Here is a 12529-nt window from a genome sequence, read left to right as displayed (position 1 = left end):
TTACTTTTGCGCTGTTCAAAAGTGAGCCGCTGTAAGAGCGGAACCATAAGCGGCCCTGACCCAAAAAACGGATATGTACTCAGTTCAAAAAGCCCGATAAGCCCGCATGAACAAACCAACCACTTCCTGCACATGCTCCTCGGCCGCCTCAGCGCTCAGTTGCCCCCCACACCCATACAACAAACAAAAATTCGCCGTCCCCTTGAGCAAGCAAAAAAAATGCTCCGCCGCGGTGAACGGCTTGGCAATACGCAATGCGCCACTCTGGTCGATCTTACCGAGCAGCCGCTCCATCCCCTGCAACATACGCATCGGCCCAGCCTCGAAAAAGATTTGCGACAACTTCGGATCCTGACTCCCCGAAGTCATCATCAACCGATGCAGGTTCACCGACTCCTCGCTATTGATCAGCACATGAAACCCGCGGGCGATATTGAGCAGCACCTTCTCCACCGGCATACCCTCGGGCAGCTCGAAATACATCACCGGTAACTGCTCTTCGCACTTGGCAACCACCGCTGCCGAGAACAGCGTCTCCTTGTCGGTGAAATGGCTGTACACCGTCAGCTTCGACACCCCGGCCTCCACTGCCACGGCATCCATGCTGGTACTGGCATATCCATTACTCAAAAACAGGATCTTCGCCGCATCAAGAATCGCCTGGCGTTTTGCCATGTCCTTGGGACGCCCGGGGCTATTGGTGTTCACAGGATTGTCGGACATTTTCACTTTATTACTGGACTGGTGAGTTTGGTATTAATAACATACTGGCCAGTATAATTATTCCTAGCACCATTAGCGAAAGGTCCTTCAGCATGCGCAGCTATTTCCTGCCACTCGCGTTGCCTGCCAGCTTGTTATTCCTGTTGGCTGCCTGTGGCCATGAAGAAGCGGCGCAAACCACCGTCCGCCCGGCCATGGTGGTTCAGCCAGAGCCTTCGGCGCAGGCTTCCGACAGCTACCCGGGCGAGGTGCGTGCACGCTATGAACCCGACCTGGCCTTTCGCATTGGCGGCAAAGTCAGCCGACGACTGGTGGAGGAGGGCGAGCGCGTCAAGGCCAACCAGCCCCTGGCCGAACTCGACCCTCAGGACGTACGCCTACAACTGGAAGCCACCCGCGCCCAGGTCGCCGCTGCCGACGCCAACCTGAGCCTGGTACGCGCCGAGCGTGACCGCTACAAGACCCTGATGGACCGTCAGATGGTCAGCCGCTCCCAGTACGACAACTCCGAAAACCTCTACCGCTCCGGTGAAGCACGCCTCAAGCAGATCAAGGCCGAATTCGACGTGGCCAATAACCAGGCCGGTTACGCCGTGTTGCGCGCACCCCAGGATGGCGTGGTCGCCAAGCGTGCAGTGGAAGTCGGCCAGGTGGTGTCGGCCGGCCAGACCGTATTCACCCTGGCCACCGATGGCGAGCGGGAGGTGTTGATCAGCCTGCCGGAGCAAAGCTTCGGGCGTTTCAAGATTGGCCAGCCGGTGTCCGTGGAACTGTGGAGCCAGCCCGACCAGCGCTTCAACGGCCGCATCCGCGAACTGTCGCCGGCTGCCGATCCAAAGTCGCGAACCTTCGCCGCCCGCGTCGCGTTTACCGGCGGCAAAGTGCCTGCGGAACTGGGGCAGAGCGCTCGCGTCTTCATCCAGGCTGACGGGGTGATTCCCCTGGCGGTGCCGCTGTCTGCCCTGAGCGCGGAGAACGGCGCGTCCTACGTCTGGGTGGTGCAGCCCGACAATACCCTCAAGCGCACACCGGTGCGGATCGGCGCCTTTGGCGAGAAAACCGTGCCGGTGCTGGAAGGCTTGAACCCCACTGATTGGGTGATCGCCGCCGGTGTGCATGTACTCCATGAGGGCCAGCAAGTGCGCCCGGTGGATCGCGCCAATCGAGTGGTAAGTCTGGCGGCCAAGGAGTAGTCCCCGATGGGTTTCAATCTTTCCGAATGGGCGTTGCGTAATCGCCAGATCGTACTGTTCCTGATGATCCTGCTGGCAGTGGTCGGCACCTTGTCCTACACCAAGCTGGGACAAAGCGAAGACCCGCCGTTTACCTTCAAGGCCATGGTGATCAAGACCAACTGGCCAGGCGCTACGGCCCAGGAAGTGTCGCGCCAGGTCACCGAGCGTATTGAAAAGAAATTGATGGAGACCGGCGACTACGAGCGCATCGTCTCCTTCTCGCGACCCGGTGAATCCCAGGTCACCTTCATGGCCCGGGACTCGATGCACTCCGCAGAGATCCCGGACCTCTGGTACCAGGTGCGCAAGAAAATCAGCGATATTCGCCAGACCCTGCCACCGGATATCCAGGGCCCGTTTTTCAACGATGAATTCGGTACCACCTTCGGCAATATCTACGCCCTGACCGGCGATGGCTTTGACTACGCCGTGCTCAAGGACTACGCCGACCGCATCCAGATTCAGCTGCAACGGGTGCCGGATGTCGGCAAGGTCGAACTGCTGGGCTTGCAGGACGAGAAGATCTGGATCGAGCTGTCCAACCTCAAGCTCGCCACCCTCGGCCTGCCGCTGGCGGCCGTGCAGCAGGCGTTGCAGGAACAGAATGCGGTGTCCACCGCCGGCTTCTTTGAAACCCCAAGCGAGCGCGTGCAGTTAAGGGTGTCCGGCAACTTCAAGACCGTTAAGGAGATTCGCGACTTCCCGATCCGCGTCGGTGATCGTACGTTCCGTATCGGTGACGTGGCCGAGATTCATCGTGGCTTCAACGATCCACCGGCACCGCGCATGCGCTACATGGGCGTCGACGCCATCGGGTTGGCCGTGGCCATGCGTGATGGTGGCGACATCCTGGTGCTGGGCAAGGCCCTGGAAGGCGAATTCGCACGCCTGCAGAAGAACCTTCCTGCCGGTATGGAACTGCGCAAGGTGTCGGACCAGCCGGCAGCGGTAAAAACCAGTGTCGGCGAATTCGTCCAGGTGCTCGCCGAGGCCCTGGCGATTGTGTTGCTGGTGAGCTTTTTCTCTCTGGGCGTGCGCACCGGCATGGTGGTCGCCCTGGCGATTCCGCTGGTGTTGGCCATGACGTTTGCCACCATGTATTACCTCGGCATCGGCCTGCACAAAATCTCCCTCGGCGCGCTGGTGCTGGCGCTGGGCTTGCTGGTGGACGATGCGATCATCGCCGTGGAAATGATGGCGATCAAAATGGAGCAAGGGTACGACCGGCTCAAGGCCGCCAGTTTCGCCTGGACCAGCACAGCCTTCCCGATGCTCACCGGCACCCTGATCACGGCCGCGGGTTTCCTGCCGATTGCCACGGCGCAATCGAGCACCGGTGAATACACCCGCTCGATCTTCCAGGTGGTGACCATTGCGCTGCTGGCCTCGTGGGTCGCCGCCGTGATGTTCGTGCCGTACCTGGGGGAAAAACTCCTGCCGGACCTGGCGAAAATTCATGCGGCCAAGCATGGCACCGATGGGCCGGATCCCTACGGCACACCCTTCTATCAGCGCGTAAGACGCCTGGTGGAATGGTGCGTGCGTCGGCGCAAGACGGTGATCGTCCTGACCTTGCTGCTGTTTATCGGCTCGGTGGCGCTGTTCCGCTTTGTGCCCCAGCAGTTCTTCCCGGCTTCCGGGCGACTGGAACTGATGGTCGACCTGAAACTGGCTGAAGGCGCGTCCCTGAGCAATACGGCTGACCAGGTCAAACGCCTTGAAGCCTTGCTCAAGGAACATGCAGGTATTGAAAATTATGTGGCCTATGTCGGTACCGGTTCGCCACGTTTCTACCTGCCGCTGGACCAGCAACTGCCGGCCGCCAGCTTTGCCCAGTTTGTGGTGTTGGCCAAGACCATCGAGGAGCGCGAAAGCTTGCGCACCTGGCTGATCGAAACCCTCAACGAACAATTCCCGGACCTGCGTTCGCGGGTTACGCGGCTTGAAAACGGCCCGCCGGTTGGCTACCCCGTGCAGTTCCGGGTAACGGGCGAGCACATCGAAGAAGTCCGGGCCCTGGCGCGGAAAGTGGCGGCCAAGGTTCGCGAAAATACCCACGTGGTCAATGTGCACCTGGACTGGGAAGAACCGAGCAAGATCGTCTACCTCAACGTTGACCAGGACCGCGCCCGTGCCCTCGGCGTGAGCACCGCCAACCTGTCGAAATTCCTCCAGAGTTCCCTCACGGGCTCCAGCGTCAGCCAGTACCGCGAAGACAACGAGTTGATCGAAATCCTGCTGCGCGGCACGGTGCATGAGCGCACCGAGCTGTCGCTGCTGCCAAGCCTGGCGGTGCCGACCGACAACGGCAAGAGCGTGGCGCTGTCGCAGATCGCGACCCTGGAATACGGCTTTGAGGAAGGCATCATCTGGCACCGTAATCGCCTGCCGACCGTGACCGTTCGCGCCGATATCTACGGCAAGGAACAACCGGCCACCCTGGTGCAGCAGATCCTGCCGACCCTCGAAGGCGTGCGCGCTGAACTGCCGGACGGCTACCTGCTGGAAGTTGGCGGCACGGTCGAGGATTCCGCCCGTGGGCAGAACTCGGTCAAGGCCGGTGTGCCGCTGTTTATCGTGGTGGTGCTGACCTTGCTGATGCTGCAATTGCGCAGCTTCTCCCGCACCGCGATGGTGTTTCTCACGGCGCCCTTGGGCCTGATCGGGGTGACACTGTTCCTGCTGGTGTTCCGCCAGCCCTTTGGGTTCGTGGCGATGCTGGGGACCATCGCGCTGTCGGGGATGATCATGCGTAACTCGGTGATCCTGGTGGACCAGATCGAGCAGGACATCAAGGCCGGCCTGGCTCCCTGGCAGGCGATTATCGAGGCGACCGTGCGGCGCTTCCGGCCGATTGTGCTGACGGCGCTGGCGGCCGTACTGGCGATGATCCCGCTGTCCCGCAGCGTGTTCTTCGGGCCGATGGCCGTGGCGATCATGGGCGGCTTGATTGTTGCGACGGCATTGACCCTGTTGTTCCTGCCCGCGCTGTATGCGGCGTGGTTTCGGGTGCGCAAGGAGGCGGTGTAAGGCTGCGAGTGGCAGGGGTGTCCTGTAAGGAAATGCCTCTGGTCATTCACACATAGACGCAAACTGCGACCCTGGGCGACGGAACGTTTGCCCGTGGTGCTCCACTCAGAATTGTCTGATTGACAGACGTCGTTGTCGGGGCCGCAAGCGTGCGGTCCCGATGAACAACAATGAGTTCATGGAGTGTCATATGTTTATTTTGTCTGCCCTGGCAGCTTTCAAAGGTGCTTTCCTGGGGTCACTGCTGGGCAATCTGTTGCCTGGTTCCAATAAAGAAGCTGATACGGCGCGACCGCACAAGCCCGGCCATGGACGGCCCGGTTTCAACCACGGCCATCACTCCCGGCCAACGGGGCCTGTCCTGCCTGCGCGGCCCAAGCCGTATCACCAGGCGCCGGTGCATGAGGCCCACCAACCCTACCAGAGGTCATCGGCACTCTTTCCGATCCATCGATAGCCGCTGATTCGAGGTAGCCCGGGAACCACTCGGGCTGCCTTGCCACTCAGAGGGGGCTTTTGACCCTAAATATCGAGGAGTGCGTATGATTTTTCCAATACTGGTTTCACCACTGCACCTGTTGGGGGCTGTATTTGGAATAGGGCCGAATTTCGGTCGGTCCAATGGCAATGGCCAGCCCGAGATCAACATTAATATCAAAACCGAAAACAACATCACCAACAGCAGCAACAGCAATGCCGTGGGTAGTGATTTGCCTTGCAAGTGCCGCTATTAAAAAAAACGCCCTGAATAGTTCAGGGCGTTTTTAGTTGCCGGGTATGGTCTACAGCGCGCCGAACACCTTCTTGGCCAAGCTGGTGGCAGCCGCCGCCGGGTTCTTGCGAATGGTTTCTTCCTGCTGGGCGATCATCTTGAACAGCCCGTCCAGCGCCTGTTCGGTCACGTAGCTTTCGACATTGGCGCTCTTGGCATCAATGGCGCCAAAGGTGGCGGCCTTGCCGGCGAGCGCGTTGTACTGCTGGGCCACGCCGACCTTGTCGGTAGCGGCCTTGACGATCGGCAGGAACTTGGCCCGGATCTCGTCACGGCTGCTTTTGTTCAGGTACTGGGTGGCCGAGTCCTGGCCGCCGGTGAGGATGCCCTTGGCATCGGTCACGCTCATGTTTTTCACCGCGTTTACCAGGATCGGCTGGGCCTGGGTGACAGCAGACTCGGCCGCCTTGTTCATGCTGGTTTCAAGTTGCGTGACCTGGTCACCCATGCCGAACATTTTCAACTTGTCAGCGACTTTGCCCAACTTGCCCGGCAGGCCGATCTTCACTTCGGGGTTGTTGCTGAAACCACCGGGCACACCCAGTTGTTTCACGGCAATCTGTGCGCCTTGGGTCAGTGCATCCTTGAGGCCGCCGGTGGCGTCGCCCTGGGACAGGCTGCCGAGGGACAAGGCCATGGCGTTGGCACCGAGCAGCAAGCCGGCGCACAGGGCAGTGAGGCGAAGGGAGTTACGGAGCATGGGCGCTTCCTTATGTTCGATATTTTAATCAGTGTGCAACCGCATCCACGCGCAGGCGCAGCGGTTGTGGGTCCTGGCCGTTCAACTGCACGGAGTGCCGTTCGGTGGTGATAAACAGTAGCTTGCCCTCCAGTTCGATGCGAGCGCTCACTGAGTAACTGTGGCCAGGCTTGACCTGGGTCGGGTCGTAGCTCAGATGAAAGGGCAGCGGCACCTGGCCTTTCACCGGGCCTTTCTGCTCGGCCAGGGTCACGGCCGGGGCATCCATCAAGGACACATCCTGCAGGGTCACACTCAAGGTGGCGGCGGGCGGCAGGGCGATGCGTTGCAGGTAGAACACTTCGCCATCGAGGCTGGCTTTGGGCGCGGGGCTCATGGTCTGGCAGGCTCCCAGCAGGGCGGTCAGGCCCAGGAGGATGATTTTTTTCATGGTGCAGCTCCTTGTCAACGGCGCCAGAAACACCCTGGCGCCTCGGTCACTCTAGTGTGTTTCTTCGGGTACCACAGGCTGGTCTGGCGCCTCTTCGCTGCGATGCAGTGCGACCTGGCGAATCGACAGACGAATCTCCGCGGGCAATACGCGTTTGGCTGCACCTTCGGCCAGCTCACCCAGCAGCGGGTGATAGCTCAGTTTGCCGGCCTCGTCGCGACGCAGCACATCTTGCTCCAGCAGGGTCTGGATAAAATGTCGGAAAAGGCTCTTGTCGAAGAACTCCGGGGCATTCAGGCCGTGCAGGATCGACAGGCGCTGGGCCATGACCGTGCACAGGTCTTCCAGCTCTTCGGCGCTGATGCTGTTCTGGCCGCTGTTGAGCAGCAGCGAGATCGCCATGTAGAAGCGTTGCAGGGTCTGGGCGATGCTCTTGGACAGCAGGGTCAACAGCACAAACTGCCGTGAGCTCGGCGCCGGGCGCAGGTACACGTCGTTTTCAAAACGCAGCAGGCCTTGTTCGACGAAGGCTTCGAGCCACTGGTCGACCACCGCGTCCAGCTCGTCCAGGGACCAGCGGATAAACAGCTCCGATTGCAGGTACGGGTAGAGCGCACGGGTATAGCGCAGGATCTGTTCGCGGCTCATCCGCGAGCTGCTCTGGAAGAAACTCGCCAGCAGCGCCGGCAGCGCAAAAATGTGCAGCACATTGTTGCGGTAGTAGGTCATCAGGACGGCGTTCTGCTCGTCCAGGTAGAGGATCTTGCCCAGTGCATCGCTCTGTTCCGACAGCAGGTGCATGTCCTTGACGTGCTTGATCAGCGCCAGGCCGTCGCCTTCCGGCAGGGTGGTGTGGGGCGAGTAGGGCACCTTGCGCAGCAGTGCCAGGTACAGATCCAGCTGGCGCGCCATCGCCTGTTCGTCCAGGGCCAGGCGGGTGGTGGACAGCAGCGCGAGGGCCACCAGGTTCACCGGATTGATCGCCGCCGCTTCGTTCAAGTGTTGCGCCACCCGTTCTCCGAGGCGGTTGGTGGTTTCGTTGAGCCACGCCGGCTTGTAGTTCGGGCCCAGCTCCTGGGAGCGCCAGTCGGGCTGCTCGCTGTCGAGGAATTCAGCCAGCTTGATCGGTTCGCCGAAGTTCACGGCGACCTGGCCAAAGCGCTGCTTGAGGGCGCCGACCACTTTGAAAATATCGAAAATCGACTCTTTCTTCTTGCTCGCACCGCGCAGTTCGCCCAGGTAAGTGCGGCCTTCCAGCACCCGCTCATAGCCGATGTACACCGGCACGAACACGATGGGCATGCGCGAGGAACGCAGGAAGCTGCGCAGGGTGATCGCCAGCATCCCGGTCTTCGGTTGCAGCATGCGCCCGGTGCGCGAGCGTCCGCCTTCGACGAAGTATTCCACCGGGAAACCCTTGGTGAACAAGGTGTGCAGGTATTCGTTGAACACCGAGGTGTACAGCGGGTTGCCCTTGAAAGTACGGCGCATGAAAAACGCCCCGCCACGGCGCAACAGGCTGCCGATCACCGGCATGTTCAGGTTGATCCCGGCGGCGATGTGCGGCGGGGTCAAGCCATTCTTGAACAGGAGATAGGAGAGCAGCAGGTAGTCGATATGGCTGCGATGGCACGGTACATAGATCACCTCGTAGCCCTGGGCGACCTTTTGCACACCTTCGATGTTGTTGACCTTGATGCCGTCGTAGATCTTGTTCCAGAACCAGCTCAGCACCACTTCGAGGAAACGGATGGCGGTGTAGGTGTAGTCCGAGGCGATCTCGTTGCCATAGCGCAGAGCCTGGGCCTTGGCTTTCTCGGGGGTGATTTTCTCGCGTTCGGCCTCGTCGAGGATCGCCTGGCGTACCAGTGGCATGTTCACCAGGCCCTTCACCAGGTTGCGCCGGTGGGACAGGTCGGGGCCGATCACTGCGGTTTTCAGGTTGCGAAAGTGCACCCGCAGGATGCGCTGGGCCATGCGCACGGTGCGTTCGTGGCCTTTATTGTGCTCGATCAACTCACGCAGGTTGATGGGCGCGGAGAATTGCACCCGGGTCTTGCGGCCCAGGATCAGGATGCTCAGCAGCCGGCGCAGGCGGCCGGTGACGGCCCAGCTGTCGGCGAACAGCAGTTTCCAGGGGCTGGACTCGCTGTCAGGCGACTGGCCCCAGAACACGCTGACTGGAATGATCTGTGCATTCTCTTCGGCGTGTTCGGTGAGCACATCCACCAGGCGGGTCAGGGTGGGTGGGGCCCCACGCTTGTCCTGGCGCCCCAGCCAGTCGGGGTCGGGCGTCAGGTAGAAGAAGGCCGCCGGCTCCATCAGCGGGCCGACTGACACCGGCAGCACCGGGCGCGGCAGGCCGGCCTTGGTACATTCGGTATCAACCACCGCCAATTCGGTGAGGGATGGAGATTGCAGGACGTAAAACACCGGACGACTGCGGTCGAGGTTCAAGGTAAGGGACGACTGGTTGATCGTCTCTGAGCGAACCCAGAGGTACAACAGCCGGCGCAAGGTGCCAAATACCAGACGGCGAAAGGGAGAACGGGTCATACGGCTTCTGCTTTGAGTGGGGAAAAAAACCGGGCAGGTGCTCGGGGCGCTAGTGTGCAGTATTAGCCGAAAATCGGCAAAAAAGCGGCGAAGTAATCTTGAGTTGAAGCTTTTTGAGCCTGTCTTATACTCGGCAGTTCAACTGCGACGACTCAACAATAAACGTACTTATAAAAAGCATGTGGGAGCAAAACAGATGGCAACGCGCGAAACCGGCAATGTGAAGTGGTTCAACGACGCCAAGGGCTATGGCTTTATCCAGCGGGAAGATGGCAAGGATGTGTTTGTGCACTACCGCGCCATTCGCGGTGAAGGGCATCGTTCATTGGCTGAAGGCCAGCAGGTGGAATACGCCGTGGTGACGGGCGAGAAGGGCTTGCAGGCTGAGGATGTGGTGGGCCTGTAAACAATTGCAGCGACACCGGATAACCCATGTGGGAGCGGGCTTGCTCGCGAAAGCGGAGTGGCAGTTGATACTCAGGTGGCTGAAACACTTCCCTCGCGAGCAAGCCCACTCCCACACTCTTGATTGGATTTACAGCGTTAGATCAGGTTGTTTTCCAGGTGATCTGCTCTTCACCGTCTGCGCTGATACGAATCCAGGTATCCGCGCTTTCTTCACCTTCTTCTTCTACCCAGCTGCCCGGCGCGCAACGCACTTCGACGTTCAGCGCGGCAAAGGCTGCGCGGGCGCAGGCGATGTCGTCTTCCCACGGGGTCTGGTCGCTTTCCAGGTACAGGCTGTTCCATTTGCCTACGGCTTTCGGCAGCCAGGTGACCGGTACGCTGCCGGCTTTGCACTTGTAGGTCTGGCCGCGCTGGACCCAGTCGGTGCACGGGCCCAGGGCGGCGCCCAACCAGGCGGCGATGGCCTTGTGGTCGACGTCGGCGTCCTTGAGGTAAATCTCGATATCAGGTTGGCGCATGGATGTTCCTCGTTGCGGGATTTTGAAAATCCATTCGCGGATTCGGTGTGGGCCCCGAGGCCCACAAAAATAATGGGTTATTGAAGCACGAAATAGTCGTAGCGCATCGACACAGTGACCAGCAGCGGTTCGGCGGCTTCGATCACCCGGGCCCGGCGTTCGGCACTCGCGCGCCAGCCGTGGGGCGTCATCGCCAGCAGGTTGGCGCGATCCTTGGGGTCGGCCAGGTTGAGCTTGAACTCCAGGGTTTCGCTGTGTTGCAGGCTCATGCCCTGCGGCACCAGCGCCAGGTGCTTGTCGTCGGTGTACTCGCGCACTTCGTCGTACAAACGCTCACGCAGCTCCATCAGGTGGCCGCGGGTCGGGCCGACTTTCATCAAACCACCACCCGGGCTGAGCAGGCGCTTGGCCTCCAGCCAGTCCAGTGGGCTGAACACGCTGGCCAGGAACTGGCAACTGGCATCGGCCAACGGCACCCGGGCCATGCTGGCGATCAACCAGGTCACCGTGGGGTTGCGCTTGCAGGCGCGCTTGACCGCTTCCCTGGAAATATCCAGGGCATAACCATCGGCGCGCAGCAGGGCGTCGGCGATCTGTGCGGTGTAGTAACCCTCGCCACAGCCGATGTCGAGCCAGCGCTGGGGTTTGCGTTCAGCGGCCAGTTCGGCCAGGCGCCTGGCCACCGGGGCGTAATGCCCGGCGTTGAGAAAGTCGCGGCGCGCTTCCACCATCGCCAGGTTGTCGCCCGGGTCACGGCTGTTCTTGTGCTGCACCGGCAACAGGTTCAGGTAACCCTGGCGCGCCCGGTCGAAACGGTGCCCGGCCGGGCAGGCTACACCGTTGTCCACTTCCTGTAGCGGTGCGCTGCAAATGGGGCAAGCGAGCATCAGGCGAGCAACTTGATCAGGGTCTGGTAGTAGATTTCGGTCAGCACATCGAGGTCGCTGGCTAGGATGCGCTCGTTGACCTGATGGATCGTCGCGTTGACCGGGCCCAGCTCCACCACCTGAGTGCCGAGGGTCGCGATGAAGCGCCCATCGGAGGTGCCGCCGCTGGTCGACGCCTGGGTCTCGCGACCGGTGACGGCCTTGATGCTGGCGGAGACCGCATCGAGCAACGCGCCCGGTTCGGTGAGGAACGGCAGGCCCGACAGTGCCCACTCCACATGCCAGTCCAGGCGATGCTTGTCGAGAATCGCCGCGACCCGCTGCTGCAGGCCTTCGACGGTGGACTCGGTGGAGAAGCGGAAGTTGAACACCGCCGTCAGGTCGCCCGGGATCACGTTGGTGGCGCCGGTGCCGGAGTTGAGGTTGGAAATCTGGAAGCTGGTAGGCGGGAAGAAGGTGTTGCCATCGTCCCAGTGCTCGGCGGCCAGTTCGGCCAGGGCCGGAGCGGCCAGGTGGATCGGGTTCTTCGCCAGGTGCGGGTAGGCCACATGGCCTTGCACGCCGCGCACGGTCAGGGTGGCGCCGAGGGAGCCGCGACGGCCGTTCTTGACCACGTCGCCCACCAGGGTGGTGCTCGACGGTTCGCCGACGATGCACCAGTCCAGGCGCTCCTTGCGGGCTGCCAGGCGTTCGATCACGGCCTTGGTGCCGTGGTGCGCCGGGCCTTCTTCGTCACTGGTGATCAGGAATGCGACCGAACCCTTGTGGTCCGGGTAGTCGGTCACGAAGCGCTCGGAAGCGACCAGCATCGCCGCCAGGCTGCCTTTCATGTCGGCTGCGCCACGGCCACAGAGCATGCCGTTTTCATCGATCAGCGCGTCGAACGGGTCGTTCTGCCAGGCCTTGACCGGGCCGGTCGGCACCACGTCGGTGTGGCCGGCGAAGCACAATACCGGGCCTTCGTGTTTGCCGTGGGTGGCCCAGAAGTTATCCACATCCTCGATGCGCATCGGCTCAAGCGCAAAACCGGTGTCGCCCAGGCGCTGCATCATCAGCTTCTGGCAATCGGCGTCGACCGGCGTCACCGACGGGCGGCGGATCAGGTCGATAGCGAGTTGGAGGGTCGGCGAAAGGTCGGCGTGGGCCGTCATGTAAAAACTCCAGAAGCATGTCAGGGCGCAAGGCTTATGTGGGAGGGGGGCTTGTGTGGGAGCGGGCTTGCTCGCGAATGCGCCGGGTCAGTTCATACATTGTTGACTGACACTCCGCA

The 12529-nt window shown here is 61.3% G+C and carries 11 protein-coding genes; 4 read left to right on the top strand and 7 right to left on the bottom strand.

The window, feature by feature from the left end:
- Positions 1-84 precede the first annotated feature (84 nt).
- A complete protein-coding gene (locus ACW9I6_RS24470; RefSeq protein WP_003219360.1) occupies positions 85-723 on the bottom strand; it encodes a TetR/AcrR family transcriptional regulator in 639 nt (212 codons plus the stop codon).
- Positions 724-815: 92 nt separating this feature from the next.
- Here ACW9I6_RS24470 and ACW9I6_RS24465 point away from each other — a divergent pair, with 92 nt between their 5' ends.
- The 3 genes from ACW9I6_RS24465 to ACW9I6_RS24455 all read left to right on the top strand — a co-directional run bounded on the left by ACW9I6_RS24465 (position 816) and on the right by ACW9I6_RS24455 (position 5722).
- Positions 816-1916: an efflux RND transporter periplasmic adaptor subunit gene (locus tag ACW9I6_RS24465; RefSeq protein WP_003219359.1), complete on the top strand. Its 1101-nt coding sequence runs from the start codon at positions 816-818 to the stop codon at positions 1914-1916.
- Positions 1917-1922: 6 nt separating this feature from the next.
- Complete coding sequence (locus ACW9I6_RS24460) at positions 1923-4988, top strand: efflux RND transporter permease subunit (protein ID WP_457339940.1); 3066 nt, start codon at positions 1923-1925, stop codon at positions 4986-4988.
- Between the two features lie 542 nt (positions 4989-5530).
- The gene (locus ACW9I6_RS24455) at positions 5531-5722 is read left to right on the top strand and encodes a hypothetical protein (RefSeq protein ID WP_457339939.1); all 192 of its coding nucleotides are present in this window, start codon (positions 5531-5533) and stop codon (positions 5720-5722) included.
- Between the two features lie 48 nt (positions 5723-5770).
- On the opposite strand, the gene ACW9I6_RS24450 is transcribed toward ACW9I6_RS24455, so the two are convergent.
- Genes ACW9I6_RS24450 through plsB form a run of 3 tightly spaced genes read right to left on the bottom strand, consistent with a single transcriptional unit; the run spans position 5771 to position 9446 of the window.
- The gene (locus ACW9I6_RS24450) at positions 5771-6460 is read right to left on the bottom strand and encodes a DUF4197 domain-containing protein (RefSeq protein WP_003219356.1); all 690 of its coding nucleotides are present in this window, start codon (positions 6458-6460) and stop codon (positions 5771-5773) included.
- 28 nt (positions 6461-6488) lie between these two features.
- Positions 6489-6890 carry a YbaY family lipoprotein gene (locus ACW9I6_RS24445; RefSeq protein ID WP_003219355.1) on the bottom strand — a complete coding sequence of 134 codons (402 nt, stop codon included), beginning with the start codon at positions 6888-6890 and terminating at the stop codon, positions 6489-6491.
- Positions 6891-6941: 51 nt separating this feature from the next.
- The gene (gene plsB / locus ACW9I6_RS24440) at positions 6942-9446 is read right to left on the bottom strand and encodes a glycerol-3-phosphate 1-O-acyltransferase PlsB (protein WP_102368222.1); all 2505 of its coding nucleotides are present in this window, start codon (positions 9444-9446) and stop codon (positions 6942-6944) included.
- Between the two features lie 196 nt (positions 9447-9642).
- Between plsB and ACW9I6_RS24435 the strand changes: the two genes are divergently transcribed.
- On the top strand, positions 9643-9852 hold the full coding sequence (locus tag ACW9I6_RS24435) for a cold-shock protein (RefSeq protein ID WP_003219353.1): 210 nt from the start codon (positions 9643-9645) through the stop codon (positions 9850-9852).
- A gap of 142 nt (positions 9853-9994) precedes the next feature.
- On the opposite strand, the gene ACW9I6_RS24430 is transcribed toward ACW9I6_RS24435, so the two are convergent.
- The 3 genes from ACW9I6_RS24430 to dapE form a co-directional block, all read right to left on the bottom strand.
- Complete coding sequence (locus tag ACW9I6_RS24430) at positions 9995-10372, bottom strand: hypothetical protein (RefSeq protein WP_008430491.1); 378 nt, start codon at positions 10370-10372, stop codon at positions 9995-9997.
- A gap of 77 nt (positions 10373-10449) precedes the next feature.
- Positions 10450-11259 carry a putative RNA methyltransferase gene (locus ACW9I6_RS24425; protein ID WP_457339938.1) on the bottom strand — a complete coding sequence of 270 codons (810 nt, stop codon included), beginning with the start codon at positions 11257-11259 and terminating at the stop codon, positions 10450-10452.
- The gene (dapE, locus tag ACW9I6_RS24420) at positions 11259-12410 is read right to left on the bottom strand and encodes a succinyl-diaminopimelate desuccinylase (RefSeq protein WP_457339937.1); all 1152 of its coding nucleotides are present in this window, start codon (positions 12408-12410) and stop codon (positions 11259-11261) included. Before dapE ends, ACW9I6_RS24425 begins: the two co-directional genes overlap by 1 nt.
- Between the last annotated feature and the right edge of the window lie 119 nt (positions 12411-12529).

The sequence above is a fragment of the Pseudomonas sp. SDO5522_S412 genome (assembly GCF_054071215.1).
Note: the sequence above shows the minus strand (reverse complement) of the source record. Positions and strands in the feature narration are given on the sequence as shown.